Origin of the sequence: Rhodoferax sp. OV413 (genome assembly GCF_900104385.1) — a bacterium.
GTDB lineage: Bacteria > Pseudomonadota > Gammaproteobacteria > Burkholderiales > Burkholderiaceae_C > Rhodoferax_B.
Map to the genome: position 1 here is coordinate 1,529,281 of NZ_FNJA01000001.1, position 21,519 is coordinate 1,550,799.

Here is a 21,519-nt window from a genome sequence, read left to right on the forward strand (position 1 = left end):
CGCAGATCGGTAGGGCCAAAAATGCCACAGCACGGATTCTGAAAATAATATATGATACACATCATGCGAAATACAAAGCACAACGTCAGAAGCACGGCCAAGGAAGCCTCACACGAGCGCATCGTGTCCGCTGCAGCGCGGGCAATCCGACGCAGCGGCTACGACGGCACCGGCGTGGCCGACATCATGAAGGAAGCCGGCCTGACCCATGGCGCCTTCTACGCCCACTTCGCCTCGCGCGAAGCCATGCTGGCGGAAGCCGCAGGGCGGGCCTGTGCAGATTCGGCAGCCATAGCGGCAGACGTGGTTGCCAGCGTGCCCCCAGAACAGGCTTTGGCCTACATGCTCCACGCCTACCTCTCGCGAGAAAACCTGGAGCAGGTGGAGCAAGGGTGCCCTCTGGCTGCGCTGGGCTCGGAGACCGTACGCCAAACGCCCGAAGTCCGGCGCGTGACCACCCGGTACATCAAGGAAATGGTCGATCTGGTTGCCCGCCAGTCGCCTGACTGGGGGCAGCCCGGTGTCCACGAACGCGCTCTCGTGACTGTCGCCACCATGGTCGGCACCTTGCTATTGGCCCGCGTCGTCGACGAACCTGCGCTCTCCGACAGCCTGCGCGCGGCTGCCTTGAAGCACCTACCCATCGCCTGAAGCCACTGAAACCCATTGGTTTTTCGCTCGCCCGAAAATATGATGAATATCATACGAATATCAAACACTGAAGGAAAAACAGCATGACTACAAATAACAAAGTGGCCCTCGTAACCGGGGCCTCGTCGGGCATAGGTGAAGCGACCGCGCTGCAGTTGTCAAGAGCCGGCTACAAGGTGTACGGCACCAGCCGGCGCGGTGGCCAGGCGGTGCAGCGATCGTTCGAGATGCTGGCCTTGGATGTGACCAGCGACGCATCGGTCGACACCGCATTCCGGCATCTGATGCAGTTGGAAGGTCGCATCGACCTGCTGGTCAACAACGCCGGCTTTGGCGTGGCTGCAGCCGGAGCGGAAGAGAGTTCGATTGCCCAGGCCCAGGCTATCTTCGACACCAACTTCTTCGGCATGGTACGGATGGTCCGCGCCGTCGTGCCACAGATGCGCAGCCAAAAGCGCGGGCGCATCATCAACATCGGTTCGGTGCTGGGTTTCTTGCCTATGCCGTATATGGCGTTGTACTCTGCCACCAAGCATGCGGTGGCGGGCTATTCGGAATCGCTGGACCATGAACTGCGCACCCAGGGCATCCGCGTCTCGGTGGTCGAGCCCGCCTACATCAACACGCCCTTCGATGCGAACCTGATGCGGCCCGATGCGCCGCTGGACGTGTACCGGGAAATCCGCGCAGGCGTGGAGAAGCGCGTCAAGGAAGTGCTGGTGGGCGCGGACGGGCCGGAGGTCGTGGCTGACATGGTGTTGAAGGCGGCCACGGCCACGCAGCCCAAGACCCACTACGCCCCCGGCCTGGCCCGCCGCATGCGCTTGCTGCGCAGGTTCGCACCCGCCAGCGTACTGGATGCAGGGGTTCGCAAAGACCTTCGGCTTGCAGCATAAGAGCCCGATCCGCACACGACAACCAAGGAAAAAACATGAAAGCATTCATTCTCGAAAGATACGGAAAAAAGCGCGCATTGCGGGCGGCAGACGTGCCAGAGCCGGAGCTGCATGACGACGAGGTTTTGGTCCAGGTGCATGCCGCTGGCGTGAACCTGCTGGACTCCAAGATCCGCGACGGAGAATTCAAGATCCTCCTGCCCTATCACCTACCGCTCATCCTGGGCCACGACGTGGCAGGAAAGGTTGTCAAAGTCGGCCCGCGCGTGCGGCAGTTCAAGCTGGGCGACGAGGTCTATGCGCGGCCGGATGATTTCCGCATCGGCACATTTGCGGAATTCGTCCCTGTGAAGGAAGCGTCCCTGGCGCTCAAGCCCAATAACCTGACGATGGAAGAAGCCGCTTCCATCCCCCTGGTGGCTTTGACGGCCTGGCAGGCGCTGGTCGAAAAATCCCAGCTGAAAAAGGGACAGAAGGTCTTCATCCAGGCGGGCTCGGGCGGCGTAGGCACGTTTGCCATCCAGTTGGCCAAGCATCTGGGCGCCACCGTCGCCACGACCACCAGCAGCAGCAATGTCGCGCTGGTGAAGAGCCTGGGCGCTGACGTGGTCATCGACTACAAGACGCAAAACTTTGAAGATGTCCTGCGCGACTACGACGTGGTGCTGAACAGCCAGGACGGCAAAACGCTGGAGAAATCCTTGCGCGTGCTCAAAGCCGGCGGCAAGCTGATTTCTATCTCTGGCCCGCCCGATCCCGCATTCGGCCAGGAAATCGCGGCTCCCGGATTCGTGAGACTGGTCATGCGGCTATTGAGCGCGGGTATACGGCGTAAGGCAAAAAGCCGTGGCGTCAGCTTCTCGTTTCTCTTCATGAAGGCGAACGGAGGCCAGCTGCGCGCGATCACCCTGCTCCTCGAGGCCGGCATCATCCGCCCGGTGATCGACAAAGTGTTCCCCTTCGAACAAACCAACGAGGCCATGGCCTACGTCGAAGCCGGCCGCGCCAAAGGCAAGGTCGTTGTCAAGCTCAAGTAAGTAACTAATTGGGGCTTTGCGCTTATTCCACCGGCACAACATGCTATCAAAAGCAGAGCGTTTGACGGGTGCATGCAGCCCGCGGCCAAACAGCTCTTGAAACCGCGGCAGTCGACACCATCATCGGTTGACGGTGGTTAGCAGAGTTGGCCACCGGCTTTTCATCCACTCATTAAGGAGCCCAAAATGAATGCACTGACGAGCCGCAACAACAGCCTGTTTGACGAATTCTTCCGCGACATGGCACCTGGCTTTTTCATACATCCCCTGCACGGCGCCGCCCAGCCCGCACCCGCCCAGATCAAGGTGGATGTGCAGGAGGACGCGGAAGCCTACAAGGTAGTGGCCGAGCTGCCCGGTGTCCGCAAAGAGGACATCCAGGTATCCGTGGACGGCAGCACCGTCACCCTGCGGGCCGAAATCAAGCAGCAGGACACGCACAAGGATGCCAAGACCCTGCGCAGCGAGCGCTATTACGGCGCTGTGGGCCGCAGCTTCCAGCTGCCACAAGAGGTTGACGCCAGCAAAGCCCAATGCCAGTACAACGACGGCGTGCTGAGCGTGGCCCTGCCCAAGAAGGCCGGGAACAGCGTGCACCGGCTGAACATCAGCTAAACCTTCCGTCCTGCATCGGCGGAGTTTTCTTTGCCCGGATGGCCTACCATCCGGGCAAAGGAATTGACCGCCATGCCCGACGCAGCACTGCACGCCCCCTACCCGCCCATCGAACCCTACCGCACCGGCAGACTGCCGGTAGACGATATCCACACCCTGTACTGGGAAGAATGCGGCAACCCGGACGGCGTGCCGGTGCTGTTTCTGCACGGCGGCCCGGGCGCTGGCCTGTCGCCCAAACACCGGCAGTTCTTCGATCCGGCCTACTACCGCATCGTGCTGTTCGACCAGCGCGGTGCCGGCCAATCGACACCGCTGGGCGAGTACCGCAACAACACCACTCAGCTGCTGATCCAAGACATCGAGCAGATCCGCGAAATGCTGGGCATTGCCCAATGGCTGGTGTTTGGCGGCTCCTGGGGCTCCACGCTGTCGTTGGCCTATGGCCAAGCCCATCCCGAGCGCTGTACCGGCTTTGTGCTGCGTGGCATCTTCCTCTGCACCCGGCCCGAGGTCGAATGGTTCCTGAACGGCATCCGCTGGTTCTTCCCCAAAGAACACGCGGCCTTTGCCGGCCACATTCCCGAGGCCGAGCGCGGCGACCTGTTGAAAGCCTATGTGCAACGCCTGTTCAGCGACGACCCGGCCGAAAACCTGGCTGCCGCCCGCAGCTGGAGCCGCTACGAGGGCAGCTGCTTGCACCTGCTGCCGCACCCCGAGGTAGCCGACCAATTTGGCTCCGACGCCGTGGCCCTGGGCGTGGGTCGGCTGGAAGCGCATTACATGTGCAACGGCGCCTTTCTGGACGACAACCAACTGGTCCGCAACGTCAGCCGCATCCGCCACCTGCCGGCCGTCATCGTACAGGGCCGCTACGACGCGGTATGCCCGCCGCGCTCGGCCTGGGCATTGCACGAAGCCTGGCCCGAAGCCCGTTTCCAGGTGATTGAAGACGCCGGCCACGCAGCCTTCGAACCCGGCATCGCCAGCGCCTTGGTGGCAGCCACCGAGCAGTTCAAGCGCGACGGCACGCTGTAGGGCAAGCGATCAGGGATGCCAGGTGGTCGGGCGCGCAACCCGCACCGGCTGCTGACCGCCGGCCAGCGCGTAAGACAGCTGGTTCGCCGCGTCCATCACCGTGGTCGCCAGCTCTTCCAGCCGAGCCAGGTGCAGCCGCGAAGTTGGGCCTGAAATGCACACCGAACCCAACAGCCGCCATTGCACGCCGAAGATCGGCGCAGAGACGCTGGAGACCTCGGGCTCGCGTTCCCCCTGCGACAAATGGTAGCCACGCCGGCGGATCGCTTCATACGGCTCCCCAGGCTCGCCGGAGAACGCCAGAATCACCCGCCCAGGCGCGCCCAGTTCGAGCGGCAGAGCAGCGCCCACCCGCACATGGTGGCGAATCGCCTGCGGCCCTTCGACCCGCACCAGGCAAGTCCGGCTATCGCCTTCGCGCACGTAGAACGAGGCGCTTTCGCCGGTCTTCAGCGCCAGATCGCGCAGCACCGGCTCCACCACTTCATGCACATTGAAAGTCGCCTGGTAGCACGCCCCCAGCCAACCCGCGGCCCGGCCCAGCCGCCAGCTACCGTCCTCTTTTTGCACCAGATACTGGTCCATGGCCAGGGTGCGGGCGATGCGCAACACCGTGGTCTTGTGTAGGCCGGTGTGGCGGCTCAGCTCGGCCAGGGTCAGCTGCGCATGGCTGGTACCAAAGGCCTCCAGCAGCCGCAGCGCGCGCGTCACGGCGACCACGCCACCCTCGTCCGGGGTGGCGGTTTCAGGATCAGGTGTGGGTTTCATGCTTCGGCAGTTGTTTCAACAGACGCAACACAATTGTACAGAACGAAACGAACGATGAAAATTCGCCCATCGATCACAACAACGGAGACTTTCCATGCAACCCATCCGCCACGGCCTTCTGTGCGCTCTTACCGCGGCCTCGGCTTTTTCCCTTCTGGCCGCCGCACCTGCGCTGGCGCAGAACTACCCCAGCCGTGCGATCCGCGTGATCGTGCCCTTCCCTGCCGGCGGCGGCACCGACATCATTGCCCGCGAGGTGGTCAACAAAGTCGCCACCACCCAGGGCTGGACACTGGTGATTGACAACAAGCCCGGTTCGGGTGGCAACCTCGGCGTCGATGCCGCGGCCAAGGCCGCGCCCGACGGCTACACCGTGGTGCTAGGCCAGACCAGTAATCTGGCGATCAACCCCACGCTCTATCCCAAGCTGCCCTACAACCCCGAAAAAGACCTGGCCCCGGTGGGCCTGGTGGCCAGCGCCGCCCTGGTGCTGGTAGTGGCCGCCGACTCACCGTACAAAACCCTGGCCGACGTGGTGGCTGCGGCCAAGGCGAAGCCCGGCGCGCTGAACTACGCCAGCTCGGGCAACGGCACGGTGGCCCACCTGGCCACCGAACAGTTCCAGAAAACCGCCGGCATCCAGCTCACCCACGTGCCCTACAAGGGCGCGGCCCAGGGCGCGACCGACCTGATCGGTGGCCAGATCCAGATGTATGTGTCCTCGGTACCCACGCTGATCGGCCATATCCGCAACGGAAAAATGCGCGCCCTGGCGGTGACCTCGCTGAAGCGCAACGCCGACCTGCCGAATGTGCCGTCGATGGACGAATCCGGCTACAAGGGCTTTGAAGCCGTGACCTGGTTCGGCCTGGCAGGCCCGGCCGCCATGCCCAAGGAAGCCATCAGCAAGCTCAACACCGCCTTCAACCAGGCGCTGGCCAACCCCGAGGTGAAGAAAAAGCTCGACGCCCAGGGCGCCGAAGTGCTCGGCAGCACGCCCGAGGCCTTTGCCACGCTGATCCGCAGCGACATCCTGCGCTGGGGGGCCATCGTCAAGTCCTCGGGCGCCCGGGCCGACTAAGCGCCTACCGATCCACCGTCCCGGTACGCCCTGCCCCGCCTTACTTCACCGTAGGCGCGGGGTGGGGACCGGCACGCCTGTTCCATCCCTCTATCCCTTGCGAAAGAACCCCATGACCTCACCCGACATCATCCGCGACTTTGCCCGCGTCCCCGCCGACATCGTCAAACAGGCCGCCGCATTCCAGCCCGCCATCCTGGCCGATGTCGCCGGCCGCCGCGGCGCGCTGCATGGCCGCATCAAGCCCCTGCATCCCCGCATGAAGCTGGCCGGCACGGCCATCACGGTCGAAGTGCGCCCCGGCGACAACCTGATGATCCACGCCGCCATCGCCCTGGCGAAGCCCGGCGATGTGCTGGTGATCGACGGCAAGGGCGACCAGACCGCGGCCCTGATGGGCACCATCATGATGACCGCCTGCCAGCAGCTGGGCATTGCCGGCGTGGTGATGGACGGCGCGGCGCGCGACAGCCTGGACATCGACGCCATGGACTACCCGGTGTTCTCGGTCGGCACCAACCCGAACGGCCCAACCAAGAACTGCGGCGGCCGCATCGGCCACCCGGTGACGGTGGGCGGTGTCACCGTGCATGCCGGCGACTTCGTGATCGGCGACGCCGATGGCGTGGTGGTGGTCGAGCGTGAAAAAATCGCATCCCTGCTGCCCCTGGCCGCCAAGAAGGTACACGACGAAGCCGCCCGCATCGCCGCCATCAAGACCGGCGACACCGCCGCCAAATGGCTGACCAGCGCGCTGCGCACTGCCGGCGTGCTGCGCGAAGGAGAAACGCTGTGAGCGCCATCCTCATCACCGCAGCCGACCTGGCACCGCAAGCGCTGGCATTACTCGCCGGCTACGACATCGTCTACGCCGGCAAGACGCCCAGCGAGGACGACATCGTGGCACTGTGCCGCCAGCACGACCCGGTGGCCATCATCGTGCGCTACAGCAAGGTCGGCGCGGCCGCCATGGATGCCGCGCCCTCGCTGAAAGTCATCTCCAAGCATGGCAGCGGCACCGACACCATCGACAAAGCAGCGGCCCAAGCGCGCGGCATTGAAGTGGTGGCCGCCGTCGGCGCCAATGCCGCGGCCGTGGCCGAGCAGGCGTTGGCCCTGCTGCTGGCCTGCGCCAAGTCGGTGGTGACGCTGGACGCGCGCATGCACGACGGCATCTGGGACAAGGCCACGCACAAAAGCCTGGAACTTGGCGGCCGCACCATCGGCCTGGTCGGCCTGGGCGCCATCGGCCTGCGCTTCGCCAAGATGGTGGATGCGCTGGGCATGCGGGTGATCGGCTTCGACCCGTTCGCCAAGAACCTGCCCGACTACGTGCAGAGCGTAGACCTGCCCACCCTGTGGCGCGAAGCCGATGTGGTCTCGCTGCACTGCCCGCTGACCGAGGAAAACCGCCAGCTGCTGAACGCCACCACGCTGGCCCAGTGCAAGCACGGCGTGCTCATCGTCAACACCGCGCGCGGCGGCCTGGTCGACGAAGACGCGCTGCTGGCCGCCGTACGCAGCGGCCAGGTCCAGGCGGCCGGCCTGGACAGCTTCGCCATTGAACCCATCGTGGCCAACCATCCATTCCAGCACCAGCCGGGCTTTGTGCTCAGCCCGCACATCGGCGGCGTAACCGGCGATGCCTACGTGAACATGGGCATGGCCGCAGCACGGAACGCGCTGGCCGTGCTCGCCCGGCACAGCGAAAAAAGCCCGGCCTGAGGCCCCTTAGAACCTCTGCGATACCGGCGAGAGTTCAGGCCCGGCGCGCGGTCAGCCACTTGGTGGAAGGCAGGGCTTCGGCCACCACCCGGACTTCGCCGATCTTGCCGAAGAAGCCATCTGCGCGATCGCCATCCCAGGAGCCGCCGCCGACCACCCAGGGGGACGTGGCAGACAGAGTCGCCAGGCCCACCACATCGCTGGTGTTGCGCAGCACCGGCGCGCCTTCCACGTACATGATGGTGTCGTGCGTAGTGGCGTCATTGACGATGGCGATGTGCACCCAGGTGTCGGCAATGATCTCGCCCGACCAGCTGGCCTCGCCTTCACGCGCGCCGCTGATCTCGGGCACCACTTCCCATTGCACTTCGCGCAGGCTGGAGATGGCGAACAGCAGGGGTGGCGACTCTGGATCGCCGCCGTTGAAGCCAGACAAATCGCCGCGCTTGCCGTCGCGCGTCATGATATTCATCCACGCATGCTTGGACTTGTCCCAGGTTTTGTCGATCTTGATGAAGGCCTCGACCGTATAGCCGCTGCTGGCAAAGGTCTGCGCATTGATCGGGGCCGCGGCATCGGTCAAGAAGTAGCTGAGCCGCGGCGTGTTCTTGTTGGTATTGAGAAAGCCCACCGAGCCCGGCGCGGCCGACAGCCGGTGGTGGTCGCTGCTCCAGACAATGTCGCCGACCTCTGCGCCGACGATCACGCTGGTGTTGAGCGAATCGCGCTTGAGCGGATTCGCGCCGGTAACATCGGCGATCTGCGTGCCTGGCGCCACGGCTGCGCCATCCGCGCCGCCAAAGAAGCGCCAATGGGCCACGGTGGACGCGATCTTGGGGTAGTCGTCGCTGTCCCGGGCCGGCACTTGCACCACGGCCGTGGGCTCGTTGAAGCCCTTCAACACCAGGGCTTTGGCCTGGTCTACCAGCGAGGACGCCACCGTCGCCTTGCCCACGCCGAACGTGGGGTTGAAGCGGGCAAAGCGCTGGGCAAAGTTGATAGCGATGTTGAAGCTGTGGTTGGGCTCGGTCAGCACGGCCTGGTCAAACGCATTCAGGCTGTCGGCGGGTTTCATCGGTACCCAGGGCGAGAACGACAGCACCTTGATCAGGTTGTTGGTCAGGTCAAACTCGTACAAGCGCATCAGGCCGTTGCCGCCCTGGTAGGCCATCTGGTAGTCCACCACCATCTCCTCTACGGGGTTGCCAAAGTCGTTGGTCTTGGTCAGGTGCGCGCCGCCGTGGTGGTGGCCGTTCAGGGTCATGAAGATCTGGTCGTTGTCGCGGATCAGCTTCTCCCACAGCATCTTGCCGTAGCTGGTCTCCAGCGGACTCACGGCGTCGGGCGCAATGTTCAGCAGCTGGTGGTTGACCAGAATCACCGGCAGCTTGGGATGGGCGGCGATCACGCCGCGGGCCCAGGCGATGCCGGCGTCCGAAATCCGCCAGGACAGCGATAGCACCAGGAACTGCTGGTCCTGCCCGGTGAACACGTGGTACTCATGGAAGCCCGTGCTGTCGCGCTCGCCAAAGGTGGTCTGGCGTTTGGCGCGCTTGGCACTGAACCACTGCAGATAGGGTTCATTGGCCAGCACGCGCTGGGTATCGGTGCCGGTGCTGGGGCTGAAATCGAAGTCCACATCGTTCAACACGTCGTGGTTGCCGGCCAGGATGGAGTACGGCACCTTGGCCACCTCCAGCACCTGCATGGCGGTGTCGGCCACCTTCCATTGCTCGGGCTTGCCGACCTGGTCCACCACATCGCCCAGGTGGATAAGGAAAGGGATGTTGAGCTTGGCCGCGTTGTCGGCCACCCATTTGGTCTGCGCGTAGAAGGGCTCGCTGCCGTAGTGGCGCTCGTACTGGCTGCTCTCGCTCGACGTGGCATACCGGGAATAGAACTGGGTGTCGGGCAGCACCGCCAGGGCAAAGCTGGAGATGGGCGCGGCAGCGGCAGCAGCAGCCGTACCGCCACCATCGCCCCCGCCGCAGGCGCTGAGCAAGCCCCCCGCAGCCAAGGTGGAAGCCGACGCCAAGCCCATCTTCAGCAGATTGCGGCGCTGTAGCGCGGCGCCCGGAACACCGGTATCAGACACCAGCGGCATCGGCAAAAACGTCTTCATGGGGCACCCAAACAATAGTTGATATGCCCTTAATATATTTACCGTAAGTTAAACAAATATTACAAATCCAACCGGTTCTTCGCCATCTGCAGGTTGAAGTTCATGCTTGCAAAAATAACATTGAAAAAGGCTGTAGCGCATATAAATACTGCGCAACCAGCTATTTAAAACATAGCACAAAGATTTCATCTATCCATGGATGGATGCAGCCTGCGGCCTTCGCGCTGAGCGGGATTCAATGTGTAAAGACCGCAAAAACAACAGGCCGGCGTGCATGCCGGCAATACCGCAAGCTAGCCGCCGTAATCGGCCCTGCCGGTCCGACCTCGGCCCGCTCAGAGTTCCAGAAAAACCGATTCGGTAAACGCCAGGCCTTGTGGCCGACCGATGTTGGCCGCCCAATCGCCCATCACCGCAGCCGTCATCGGCCGGGCGTACAGGTAGCCTTGCAGCTCGTCGCATTGCAGCGCGGTCAGCACATCGCGCTGGGCCGCGGTTTCCACGCCTTCGGCCACCACGCTCAGGCCCAGGGCGTGGGCCAACTGGACCACAGCTTCGACGATGGCGCGCGCATCGGCGCTGTGCTCCAGATCCTGCACAAAGGACTGGTCGATCTTCAGCTGGCTGACCTGCAGGCGGCGCAGATAGGACAGGCTGGAATAACCGGTACCAAAGTCGTCGATCGACAGCTTGACGCCGATGTCGCCCAGACGCTCGAAGGTCTGCAGCGTGCCCTCGGTGTCTTCCATGGCCACCGACTCGGTGATCTCGAATATCAGCAGCGCGGGGTCCAGCGCATGCTGCTGCAAGGCGCGCTGGATGCGCTGCACCAAGTCTTCCTGGCGCAGCTGGTGTACCGACAAATTAATCGCCACACGGATCTGCAAGCCCTGGTCGCGCCAGGCGTGGGCCTGGCGGCAGGCTTCTTCAATCACCCAGTTGCCCAAAGCGTTGATCAGGCCAAAGCGCTCGGCCACCGGAATGAACAGGCCCGGGCTCAGCATGCCACGCACCGGGTGCTGCCAGCGCACCAGCGCCTCGACGCCGGTGATCACGCCGCGCGCCGAATTGATCTTGGGCTGGTAGTGCAGTGCCAGCTCGCCGCGGTCCAGCGCCAGACGCAGGTCGCGCTGCAGCTCGATCTGCTCGCGTACGCCAGCGTTCATGTGCGGCTCGAAAAACGCATAGGCCGAGCCACCCGAACGCTTGGCCGCGTACATGGCCGCATCGGCATGCGCCATCAACTGGTCGCGCGGGGCGTCGGACGGGTACATGGCAATGCCCAGCGAGCAGGACAGGCGCACATCGTGGTCGCCCGCGGTGAAAGGCTGGTTCAGCGCATCGATGATGCGCTGGGCGATCTGGGCCGCAGCCGTGGTGTCGGGGTTGCCTTCTAGCAGCAGCACGAATTCATCGCCGCCGACGCGGGCCACGGTATCGGAGGCCCGGGCCTCACCGGCGATGCGCTGGGCCATCTCGCGCAGCACCAGATCGCCCACGGCGTGGCCGAACGAGTCGTTCACCGGCTTGAATCCGTCCAGGTCGACAAACAACACGGCCAGGCCCGAACCATCGCGGCTGCAGCGCTCTACCGCCACGGCCACACGGTCGTCAAACAGCAGGCGGTTCGGCAAGCCGGTCAGCGCATCGCGGAAAGCCAGCTGCTGCAGCTCGGTGTTGGCGGTCTGCAGCGATGCGGCCAGCACCGCGGTCTTGCTTTGCATGCGCACGTCGATCATCGAGGTGAACATGGTCAGACTCAGCAGCACGATGGTCGCCGCCGACACCAGCATGCCCAGGCTGTCGCCGCGCAGCTGGTCGGCGCTCAGGCAGACCGAATCCAGCGGGAAAGACGCAGCCGCCATGCCGGTGTAGTGCATGCCGCAGATGGCAGCGCCCATCACCAAAGCAGCCACCAATTGCCACCAGCGCTCTGCATTGCCGCTGAGCCGGCGCAGCCAGAAGAAGATTTGCAAGGCCACGGCCGATGCCGCCACCGCAATCCCGGCCGATGCCAGCACCCAGCCCCCTGACCACTGGATGCCGGGCGCCATGTCCATGGCGGCCATGCCGGTGTAGTGCATGGCGCAAATGCCCAGGCCCATTGCCAGCGCACCACCGGCCAGGCGCGGCAGGGGCAGGCGATTCCGGCTGGCCAGGTACAGCGCAATCGCCGACACCGCCACCGCCGCCACCCAGGACAGCGCGGTCACCGCATAGCCATAGCCCACCGCAAATGGCAGGCTGACGGCCAGCATGCCGACAAAGTGCATCGACCAGATGCCCGTGCCCATGGCCACCGAGCCGCCGGCCCACCAGCCCAGTGCGACTGCGCGGTCGGGGGTGCGCACGCGCTTGGCCAAGTCCAGCGCCACATACGACGCGAAGCTGGCAATAAAGTACGACAAGGCCACGATGCCCGGGGCATAGCGTACGGAGATAAAAGAGGTGTCCATGGTCAACCAGGTGGCGACTGGCAACGATTTGCCGGCCGCAGAAGTGCTGACGCATTATCAAAGATTGCGGGAAACCAAGCGCACGTTCTAAGAAGCTGGAGTGCCCGGAAAATCCACCACTGCCTCCAGCCCGGGCTGCGCAGGCTGCAGGGTCAGACGCCCGCCATGCGCCTGAGCTACCAGACGGCACAGGTACAGGCCCAGCCCCACACCGCCGGTGCCGCGCTGGCGGGCTGCGTCGGCGCGGTAAAAAGGCTCGGCCAACTGTGCCCACTGCGCTGGCGGAACGCCCGGACCGTGGTCGCGTACCCGCAGCTGCAGGCCGGTGTCGGTGCGCTGCAAATGCACTTCGATCTGCCCCTGGCCGTGCTGGCGGGCGTTGTTCAGCAGGTTGCGCAACAGCAGGCGTAGGCGGACCCGGTCCAGCGGCCATGGCGGCAGGTCGGGCTGCAGGTACAGCTGGATGCCTGGGTCGATGGCCATCTCGCGTACCAGTTCACGCACCAGAGCCGCCAGGTCGGTCGGCTCCAGGTGCAGGGCCGCATGCGGGCTGGCCAGGCGCTCGCTTTCCAGCAGGTCGCTGATCAGGTCGCGCATCAGCTGCAGGTCGCGCAGCAGCGGTTCGCGCAGCGGCTGCAGCTCGGCGGTTTCGGGCAGCAGCTCGGTGTTCAGCCGGGCCCGGGTCAGCGGCGAGCGCAGTTCGTGGCTGATGGCCAGCAGCAGGCCGCGCTTGGCTTCCAGCATGCCGTGGATGTCGTGCGCCATGGTGTTGATGTGCTGGGCCAGATCGCCCAGCTCGTCACGGCTTCTCTGGGGGATAGGCTGGCTGAAATCGCCCGCGCCAAAGCGCTGCGTGCCCTTGCGAATGTCTTCCAGCGGCCGCAGCAAATAGCGCACCACCGCAAAGGCCACGCCGGTCAGCAGCAGCAATATGGCCAGTGTGGTCCAGACAACGTGCTGACGCGGTTGCTGCCAATCAATATCGCCCAAACCCAGCACCACGCGGGTGCCGTCGGCGGTGGTGCGCGACAACAGATGGGTTGGGCCTTGCGCATCCTCACGCCGCTGCCACGGGCGGTTGCGTTTGTCGGGATGCGAATCCCAGTGCCCCTGCGGTCCGTCCATGCGCACCGACAACGGCAAGCGCTGCACCAGTGCCTGTGCGCGTTCGATGCTGGGCGGGCTCCCTAGCTCGGCAACCAGGTGGTCCACATAGTCCGTCACCAAGGGCACGGCCGCATCGCGCCAACCCACGGTAAAGGCTTTTTGCATGCCGACAACGAACACCGCCGACATGGTCAACGCCAGGCCCATAAACAGCACCACCAGCCGCCAACGCAGCGAATGGCGAATGGCCTGGCCTGCGCGGCGATGCCAGCGGGCTCTTCCCTTGTTTTTAAACATGGCTTTAGCTACACACGGCCGAGCGCCAGCGAATAGCCGGCATTGCGCCAGGTCTTGATGCAGTCCAGCGGCTCCAGCTTCTTGCGCAAGCGGCTGACCAGCAGGTCCACGGCGCGGGTCTGTAGTTCGGCCTCGTGGCCACGCAGGCGGTTCAGGATGTCGTCGCGGCCCAGCACCTTGCCAGGCTCGCGGGCCAGCAGGGTCAACAGTTCGAACTCGGTGCTGGTGAGTTCCAGTACCTCCCCTTGGCGCAGCACGCTGCGGGTGTCCAGGTGGATGTCCAGGCCGTCAAAGCGCAGGCTGGTCGCAGCGTCCGGCAGCCGCTGGCGGCGCAGCACCGTCAGCAGCCGGGCCACCAGTTCGCGCGGTTCGAAGGGCTTGGGCAGGTAGTCGTCGGCGCCCAGCTCCAGGCCGACCACCCGGTCCATCACCTCGCCGCGGGCGGTGAGCATGATGATGGGCAGCTGGCTGTCCTTGCGGATGGCACGGCACAGCGCAAAACCATCCATCTCGGGCAGCATCACGTCCAGGATCGCCGCGTCAAACCCGCCCTGGCGCAGCAAGGCCAGGCCGGCGCTGGGCGTCAGCGCACAGGCCAGGTCCAGGCCGAAGCGCTGGAAGTAAACAGCCAGCGGCCCGCCAAGCTCGGCGTCATCGTCAATCAGCAGGATTTTGGGCATGGTAACTACGCACACCCCCAGGCTGCAGTGCTGCGCATCTTTCGCCACCCCCCTTGCAGGGGGCGATGCCAGTGGCCCGGCAAAGCCGGTTCCACGGCATCTCTGGGTGGCGTACGTTCTGTCTGAACGCTGAGAGGTGAATAGTTACTGGGCATGGCCTATTGTCATATCAGCCGTGGCGGAACCGACCGCCACGGTGCTGCATGAAGTCGCGCACCTGCTGTTGCTGCGCTGGGTTCAGGGCGTCGAAGAAGTCGGCGGCGGCGGCAACCACCTCGGGGCTCTTGCTGCGCAGGGCTTCGGTCTTCTCGGTGACCAGGGCCTGGGCCTTGGCGCGGTCGAACTGCGGGCCGGCGACCAGCGCCTGGATCTCGGCGCGCGGGTCGGCTCCGCCGGCGAGCAAGGCCTTGCGCTGCTCCTGCAGCTTGTCGCTGAGCACGCCGAGCAACTGCTTCTGCTGATCGTTCAGCTCCAGCTTCTTGCCGACTTTCTCGATCATCTTGCCGCGGAACTCGGCCGAGCGCTGCTCGTTCATAGGGCCGCCCCAGCCGTGCTCCTGGCGGCCGGCGCAAGCGCTGAGCCCCCCGAGCAAAACAGTGGTGCCCAGCAGCCCGATCAGGCCGCGCTTGAGGGTTCTAGGAAGGCGAAATCGCATGGTGGTATCCGGTAGGTTGAACAAGATAGCCATGGTGCCGACACACCCGCTGCGGGTCTTCTCTGCGCGGTATCGGTTTATGTCGTTTTATGTCGTTCGCTATTTTTTGTATAGCTGCCTGCGCAGGTGGAATATGCGTGAAAGCCTGGTTTCACTCATAAACATGCAAGCAATGGCTGGAAGCTGTGACGATTCTTTACACAGATAAGTGGAGCGAAATACCGCGTATTTCTGCAGTTATTTGATAAATATGATTAGTTCAGCCCCATATTCTGGGCAACCGTCCCCTTGCATGCAAGAGAAATAGCTATCATTCGTTAACGATGCAATAAATATGATTTATTTGATAGGCCCAAGACACTTCCACCGCGGCGACAGATAGGCCAGTCGTCCCCGCTGCAGGCCTGTGGTCTGAACCTGGCAGATACGGCAAGGCTCTTTTTCAGAGCTTTTCCAGGCGTGGGCAGCACCTACAAATGAGGCACGGGATCCGCTGTGCGGTGGGTGGTAAGGGGTTGGTATCTGAATATCCAGCCACTTGCTCGCGTGCTCCGTTGGGTGCCAAGGCCGTGGTTCACTTTTATTTCAATAGCGTCTTGCGCAGGCCGTATAAGCGTAAAACCAGGTTTTTGCTCCTGTAGCAATGGTGTGCCGGCCTGGCCTTCCACGGATTGCCGCTGGATGGCGTGCCCTGCGGGCAGAACTACCACCGAATGGGGGATAAAACTATAAATGTTTACAAAAAGTAACACCTTATGTGATAAAACTTCGGGCATTCCAGATTCTTATGTAGCCCACCCGCCATGCTCTTGATCCGAAAAGTCGTTCGCGCATGGCAGGCGTTGGGCGCCCGCACCCGTTTATTCCTGCCAATACTGGTGCTGATCGTGCCGTTCAGCGCGGCCAAATACCATTTGCTCATGGCCGCCGCAACCACCACGGCCCAGCAGCAGATCGCGCTGGAGCTGCCGCAGGTGCAGCGCTATTTGCGCGAGGTGCTGCCTCTGCCCTCGCAGCTGAACGACCTGCCCGCATTGCAGAAGCTGCTGGACACCGAGCTGCAGGCGAATCCCAACCTGGCGTCCATCCAATGGCGCTGGGGCGCACAGCAGGTGGCGGCCCACGCGCCCGATGGGCTGCGCGCGCAGTACCCCGCCTGGTTTACCCATCTGGTCACGATTGCCCCGGTGACCGCACGCCTGGTGGTGCCGCAGCCGAACGCCGAGCCGGGTGAGCTGACGCTGCAGACCAGCACTGTCGAGTCGATCAACAGTGTGTGGCGCGTGGTGGCCGCGCAGTTCTGGGTCACCGGCATGAATATCTTCACGGTGTTCTTTCTGCTCGGGCTGATCCTGCAGGCCACCAACCGCATGCTGCGGCGAATGGCAGATGCGGCCCAGCAATTCAAAAGCGGCGCCCATGGCTTTCGCATGGCGGTGAGCGGCCCCCGCGAAGCCCGGGCCTTTGCCCAGGTGTTCAACGACATGGCCAGCGAAGTACAAAGCCTGGTGCGCACCCTGCAGCAAACCCAGGCCGCACTGCGGACCGAGAAGGAACGCGCCGAGGTCACGCTGTCCTCCATCGGTGACGGCGTGATCACCACCAACCTCGCCGGCCTGATCGAAACCAGCAACGCCATGGCCCAGCAGCTGACCGGCTGGAGCCAGCAGCAAGCCCAGGGCCGGCCGCTGGAAGAAGTGTTTGAACTGCTGGACGATGTGCACCACCTGGCCGGCAGGAACAGCCCTACCCCGCTGCACCTGACCGATGGCGTGGTGCATGCCAGCAACCAGGTGCTGCTGCAGCCCTCGGGCGAGCGCTGCGCCATCGAATACACCGCTGCCCCGATCCGCCAGACCGATGGCAGCGCCGTCGGCTGCGTGCTGGTGTTCCGCGATGTCAGCGAAAAGCACCAGCTGATCCAGGAAATCTCCTGGCAGATCGGCCACGACCTGCTGACCGGCCTGCACAACCGCGCCGCCATGCAGGAGCCCTTCAACCTAGCGATCCTGCAAGCGCGCCACCATCACAAGCTGCTGGCCGTATGCCTGCTGGACCTGGACCATTTCCAGGCCTTGAACGAACGCTACGGCGGCGCCTGCGGCGACAGCCTGCTGCAAAAAGTGGCCCTGCGGCTGGCCGCGTTTGCCGGCGACGACCACGGCCTGGCCCGCCTGGGCGGCGACGAATTTGTGCTGTTGCTTAAAGACCAGAACGATCTGGCCCAAGTCACCGAACATATTTTGCAGGTACAGACAGCGCTGTCCGCCCCCTACCTGCTGGACGGCCAAAACATCCACCTCACGGCCAGCATCGGCATCGCCATCTACCCGCGCGACGATACCCAGCTCGACGCGAACCTGGAAACCCTGCTGCGCCACGCCGACCAGGCCATGTACCAGGCCAAGCAGACCGGGCGCAACCGCTTCCATGTGTTTGACGCCCAGCACGACCAGGAGGTGCAAACCCACCACGACCAGCGCGCGCGCATCGCCCAGGCACTGCAAGACGGCGAGCTGCGGCTGTACTACCAGCCCAAGGTCAACATGCGCACCGGCAAGATCTTCGGCATGGAGGCGCTGCTGCGCTGGCAGCACCCCGAGCAGGGCATCGTCGGCCCCTACCACTTCCTGCCGCTGGTGGAAGACACCGACCTGATCATCGACATCGGCGAATGGGTGCTGCACCAGGCGCTGCAGCAAATGCAGCTGTGGGCTGCGCAGGGCCTGCACTGGGCGGTCAGCGTCAACATTGCGGCGCGGCACTTCCAGCGCTCCAACTTCGTGGCCCGGCTCGGCGAGATCCTGGCCGGATTCCCCCAGGTGTCGCCGCACAAGCTGGAGCTGGAGATTCTGGAATCCGCCGCGCTGGAAGACGTGCAGCACATGCGCAATGTGATGGCCTCCTGCCAGCAGCTGGGCGTGCAGTTTGCGCTGGACGACTTTGGCACCGGCTACTCCTCGCTGGCCTACCTGAAGCGCCTGCCCGCCAACACCTTGAAGATCGACCAGACCTTTGTGCGCGACATGCTGGACGACCCCGACGACCTGACCCTGGTGGACGCCATCGTCGGCCTGGCCAAGGCCTTCGACCGCCGGGTCGTGGCCGAAGGGGTGGAAACCGTGGAGCACGGCCTGCTGCTGCTGCAACTGGGCTGCGACCTGGCCCAGGGCTACGGCATCTCGCGCCCCATGGCCGCCGACAGCGTGGCCCGCTGGGCCGCCAGCTATGTGCCGGCCGAAGCCTGGCGCGCCTGGGGCTCGACCCAATGGGAGCAGGCCGACTTTCCGCTGCTGCTGGCCGAGCACGACCACCGCATCTGGGTCAACCGCATCGTGGCCCAACCCGCGGCCCAGGCCGTCGCCGAAGCGCCCGCCGCCTACCCTGCCAGCTTCAGCACCTGGTATGCCCTGCGCGGCAAGTCGCTGTACGGCCACCTGCCAGCATTCATCGCGGTCGGGCCGGTGTTGCAGCGCCTGCGCACCCAGGGCATGGCGCTGCTGCGCCTGCAGATCGATGGCGAGGTGGTGTCGTTCACCGCCGGCATCGCCAGCCTGCTGGAACTGCAAAGCAGCCTGGCCAGCCACCTGGCCACCCTGCTATCGGTGGCCGCTGCCGAAAAAGCCATGTAAGTCGGCCATTCAAAATACTATATTTTTGATAGCTACCAGCGCTGGTATCCATTGCACTGCAGCCACTTTTTAGCAATTATTCTGCAGCAGCCAGGCCGTCACCTTGGCCTGGTCGGTCTCGGTGCGCAGCGCCTGGAAAGCCAGCTCCGCCTCGGGGTAGCGGCGGCGCATGAAATTCAGCCATTGCTTGAGCCGGCCAGCGCGCTGGCGCGGCTCCAGCTGATTGCAAACCAGTTGCCAAAACGCACCGACCAGCGGCTGCAGGCTGCTCCACGGCAAAGGCACTGCGTCGGCCCCCGCGCCGTTCGCCCGGATGGCCAGCGCCAGACCCGGGTCGGTGACCATGCCGCGGCCCAGCATCAGCGTGTCGCAGCCCGAGGCCTGGCGGCAGCGCAGCGCGTCGTCCAAGGTCCAGATTTCGCCGTTCGCCACCACCGGAATCTGCACGGCAGCGCGGATATCCTGGATGCGCTCCCAGTAGGCTGGCGGGCGGTAGCCATCGGCCTTGGTGCGGGCATGCACCACCAGCTCGTCGGCGCCGGCTTCGGCAATCGCCAGCGCGCACTCCACGGCCCGGCTGTCGTCGTTGAAGCCCAGCCGCATCTTGGCCGATACCGGCTGGCCGGCCGGCACCGCGCTGCGCACCGCGGCCACGATGCGGGCCACCAGCTCGGGCTCGTCCAACAAGGCTGCGCCGCCGCCGTGGCGGTTCACCACCTTGGCCGGACAGCCAAAATTCAGATCGATACCGGCCGGCCCCAGCCCGGCGAGCCGTGCCGCGTTCTCGGCCAGGCACTGCGGGTCCGAGCCCAGCAGCTGGCCGCGCACCGGCACGCCGGCCAGCGTGCGGCCGCCGTTCAGCAGCTCAGGTATTACGCGGACAAACGCCCGTTCGGGCAGCAAGGTATTGGTGACGCGGATGAATTCCGACACGCAGCGGTCGATGCCACCCACCCGCGTCAGAATGTCGCGCAGTACGAAGTCGAGCAAGCCCTCCATCGGGGCAAGGAGGAGCTGCATCAGAGGCTATTCAACATGGGTTCAAAACCAGGCCAGCGAAGGCAATAGACGCCGACGACGCCTCTCCTCCCAGAGATACCACGGAACCGGCTCCGCCGGGCCGTTGGTATCGCCCCCTCCCTGCAAGGGGGTTGGCGAAAACGCGCAGCGTGTAGCCTGGGGGTGTGCTCAGTAACTGCCGACAAAGTCCTTCTTGCCAACCTCAACGCCGTTGTGGCGCAGGATGTCGTAAGCCGTGGTGGTGTGGAAGAAGAAATGCGGCAAGGTGTAGTTCAACAGGTACGAGGTACCAACAAAGGTCTTCTCGTTCGGCGTGCCCGCGCGCAGCACGATGCTGCGGTCCACACCGGCGTCGATGTCGGCAGCCGGCACGCTGTGGATGAAGGCCAGGGTCTTGGCGATGCGGGCCTGCAGGTCGGCAAAGCTGACCTCAGAGTCTTCATACGCAGGCACGTCCACACCGGCCAGGCGGGCAGCGGCGCCCTTGGCGAAGTCGGCGGCGATCTGCACCTGGCGGGTCAGCGGGAACATGTCGGGGAACAAGCGCGCCTGCAGCAGCGCGTTAGGGTCGATCTTCTTGTCGGTGGCATGGGCCTCGGCCTTGCGCAGCACGGCGCTCAGACCGCCCAGGATCTGGGTGAACAAGGGGATGGAAGCTTGGTAGAGAGAGAGGGACATGGGGTTTCAGGGTTGGTCAAAGAAGCAGGAGTCTACGGGGTTCTGCCTGGCCTCGGGCTGGCAGTGCCATTTGCCATGTTCGGGTGGCGTGGGGCTGCGCATAGACCCTCTTTGAAACTGCATTTTTTCGACCATACGCAGAATCACCGGCGGGACTGCGCTGCGCCGGTATTGCTATCTTAAATATAGCTTATTGCGCTGGTTGGATAAGCGCTACAGGTCTTTTTTACTTGAAAATCCAGTAGCCGTCCACGCGACTTGGCCAGGTACAAGCACTATGCAGATTGCCGTGAGAAAGCCCACACTCGATAGGGGTCGCCTGCCGCGCCGGGGCCAGCGGCGTGCGACACGCACAACCTAGTATGTATGCACATTCGAAATTCACGCCGATTGGTGCCAAAATGACTGAAATACGCGCTATGGATGCGTAGGGGGCGTACGCGTCAAGCGCGCTACAGATCGGTTCAAACGAGGGATAGAGGAGAGCCACCATGGTCTCGGACTCAGAGAAAAAAATATACGCCAAGCTGGCCGAGCTGGAAAGCGAGATGCATTCGCTGCGCGAAGGCTATCTGGTGGTCAACAAGCGCTACACGCATGCGCTGGAATCGATGAAGAACCTGACCGCCAACGCGCTGGAGGCCGCCACCCGGGCAGCCCTGGCTGCCGAGAAGTCGGCGCTGGCCAGCAAAAGCGCGACCGACGCTGCGAAGGCGGCATCCGTCAGGCTGGTGATTGATGCCACCGAAGCCGCGGCCGAAGCCGCCAGCCTGGCCGCCCTGGCGGCGTCGGAAGCTGCGGCAGCCGCATCGGCAGCTGCATCAGCGGCGGCATCGGCAGCCGCATTCCAGGCCGAAGAAACTGCGCTCCAGGCTTCGGCGGAAGCGGCCAACGCCACCTCGCGCGCCACCGCGGCGGCGGCCACCGCCGCCAAAATGGCCAACGAAGCAGCCGCCATTGCGCGCACGGTGCGCAAGTAGAGCCCCTCTCCCCATGGACCACATAGCAACCTCCATCGCCCGACAGCAATGCCGGCACGCATGCATGCAGGGGCCTGACTA

18 protein-coding genes are annotated in these 21,519 nt (G+C 64.2%); 10 read left to right on the top strand and 8 right to left on the bottom strand.

The window, feature by feature from the left end:
• The first annotated feature begins 51 nt into the window (after positions 1-51).
• The 5 genes from BLT66_RS07025 to pip all read left to right on the top strand — a co-directional run bounded on the left by BLT66_RS07025 (position 52) and on the right by pip (position 4,237).
• Positions 52-651, top strand: a complete 600-nt coding sequence (locus BLT66_RS07025) for a TetR/AcrR family transcriptional regulator (RefSeq protein ID WP_092756871.1) — start codon at positions 52-54, stop codon at positions 649-651.
• A gap of 83 nt (positions 652-734) precedes the next feature.
• A complete protein-coding gene (locus BLT66_RS07030) occupies positions 735-1,547 on the top strand; it encodes an oxidoreductase (protein WP_092756872.1) in 813 nt (270 codons plus the stop codon).
• A 35-nt stretch (positions 1,548-1,582) separates the two neighbouring features.
• Positions 1,583-2,584, top strand: coding sequence for an NADP-dependent oxidoreductase (locus tag BLT66_RS07035; protein WP_092756873.1), 1,002 nt, complete (start codon positions 1,583-1,585; stop codon positions 2,582-2,584).
• A 186-nt stretch (positions 2,585-2,770) separates the two neighbouring features.
• Entirely contained in the window at positions 2,771-3,199 is a 429-nt protein-coding gene (locus BLT66_RS07040; RefSeq protein ID WP_092756874.1) for an Hsp20/alpha crystallin family protein, read from the top strand.
• Positions 3,200-3,271: 72 nt separating this feature from the next.
• Positions 3,272-4,237 (top strand): prolyl aminopeptidase, encoded by a 966-nt coding sequence (gene pip, locus BLT66_RS07045; RefSeq protein ID WP_092756875.1) that lies wholly within the window; start codon positions 3,272-3,274, stop codon positions 4,235-4,237.
• A 9-nt stretch (positions 4,238-4,246) separates the two neighbouring features.
• On the opposite strand, the gene BLT66_RS07050 is transcribed toward pip, so the two are convergent.
• Positions 4,247-5,005 carry an IclR family transcriptional regulator gene (locus BLT66_RS07050; RefSeq protein ID WP_092756876.1) on the bottom strand — a complete coding sequence of 253 codons (759 nt, stop codon included), beginning with the start codon at positions 5,003-5,005 and terminating at the stop codon, positions 4,247-4,249.
• 94 nt (positions 5,006-5,099) lie between these two features.
• Here BLT66_RS07050 and BLT66_RS07055 point away from each other — a divergent pair, with 94 nt between their 5' ends.
• The 3 genes from BLT66_RS07055 (at position 5,100) to BLT66_RS07065 (ending at position 7,811) form a co-directional block, all read left to right on the top strand.
• On the top strand, positions 5,100-6,086 hold the full coding sequence (locus BLT66_RS07055) for a Bug family tripartite tricarboxylate transporter substrate binding protein (protein WP_092756877.1): 987 nt from the start codon (positions 5,100-5,102) through the stop codon (positions 6,084-6,086).
• Positions 6,087-6,198: 112 nt separating this feature from the next.
• Positions 6,199-6,882: an RraA family protein gene (locus BLT66_RS07060; protein ID WP_092756878.1), complete on the top strand. Its 684-nt coding sequence runs from the start codon at positions 6,199-6,201 to the stop codon at positions 6,880-6,882.
• Complete coding sequence (locus BLT66_RS07065; protein WP_092756879.1) at positions 6,879-7,811, top strand: NAD(P)-dependent oxidoreductase; 933 nt, start codon at positions 6,879-6,881, stop codon at positions 7,809-7,811. The genes BLT66_RS07060 and BLT66_RS07065 overlap by 4 nt, the downstream gene beginning before the upstream one ends.
• Before the next feature lie 34 nt (positions 7,812-7,845).
• Here the strand turns inward: BLT66_RS07065 and BLT66_RS07070 are convergent, their stop codons facing one another.
• The 5 genes from BLT66_RS07070 to BLT66_RS07090 form a co-directional block, all read right to left on the bottom strand.
• Positions 7,846-9,933 (bottom strand): laminin G domain-containing metallophosphoesterase family protein, encoded by a 2,088-nt coding sequence (locus tag BLT66_RS07070; protein WP_255406795.1) that lies wholly within the window; start codon positions 9,931-9,933, stop codon positions 7,846-7,848.
• A 335-nt stretch (positions 9,934-10,268) separates the two neighbouring features.
• A complete protein-coding gene (locus BLT66_RS07075) occupies positions 10,269-12,389 on the bottom strand; it encodes a putative bifunctional diguanylate cyclase/phosphodiesterase (RefSeq protein WP_092756880.1) in 2,121 nt (706 codons plus the stop codon).
• Between the two features lie 87 nt (positions 12,390-12,476).
• Complete coding sequence (locus tag BLT66_RS07080; RefSeq protein ID WP_092756881.1) at positions 12,477-13,793, bottom strand: HAMP domain-containing sensor histidine kinase; 1,317 nt, start codon at positions 13,791-13,793, stop codon at positions 12,477-12,479.
• A gap of 8 nt (positions 13,794-13,801) precedes the next feature.
• Entirely contained in the window at positions 13,802-14,473 is a 672-nt protein-coding gene (locus BLT66_RS07085) for a response regulator transcription factor (protein ID WP_092756882.1), read from the bottom strand.
• A gap of 169 nt (positions 14,474-14,642) precedes the next feature.
• A complete protein-coding gene (locus BLT66_RS07090; RefSeq protein ID WP_092757053.1) occupies positions 14,643-15,128 on the bottom strand; it encodes a Spy/CpxP family protein refolding chaperone in 486 nt (161 codons plus the stop codon).
• 803 nt (positions 15,129-15,931) lie between these two features.
• Here BLT66_RS07090 and BLT66_RS07095 point away from each other — a divergent pair.
• Positions 15,932-18,760: a putative bifunctional diguanylate cyclase/phosphodiesterase gene (locus BLT66_RS07095; RefSeq protein ID WP_143029156.1), complete on the top strand. Its 2,829-nt coding sequence runs from the start codon at positions 15,932-15,934 to the stop codon at positions 18,758-18,760.
• Positions 18,761-18,829: 69 nt separating this feature from the next.
• Here BLT66_RS07095 and BLT66_RS07100 read toward each other — a convergent pair whose 3' ends face one another.
• Together BLT66_RS07100 and BLT66_RS07105 are read right to left on the bottom strand one after the other, a co-directional pair.
• Positions 18,830-19,780, bottom strand: a complete 951-nt coding sequence (locus tag BLT66_RS07100; RefSeq protein WP_092756883.1) for a tRNA dihydrouridine synthase — start codon at positions 19,778-19,780, stop codon at positions 18,830-18,832.
• A 168-nt stretch (positions 19,781-19,948) separates the two neighbouring features.
• The gene (locus BLT66_RS07105; protein WP_092756884.1) at positions 19,949-20,458 is read right to left on the bottom strand and encodes a DUF1993 domain-containing protein; all 510 of its coding nucleotides are present in this window, start codon (positions 20,456-20,458) and stop codon (positions 19,949-19,951) included.
• A gap of 491 nt (positions 20,459-20,949) precedes the next feature.
• Between BLT66_RS07105 and BLT66_RS07110 the strand changes: the two genes are divergently transcribed.
• The gene (locus tag BLT66_RS07110) at positions 20,950-21,438 is read left to right on the top strand and encodes a hypothetical protein (RefSeq protein WP_092756885.1); all 489 of its coding nucleotides are present in this window, start codon (positions 20,950-20,952) and stop codon (positions 21,436-21,438) included.
• Positions 21,439-21,519 lie beyond the last annotated feature (81 nt).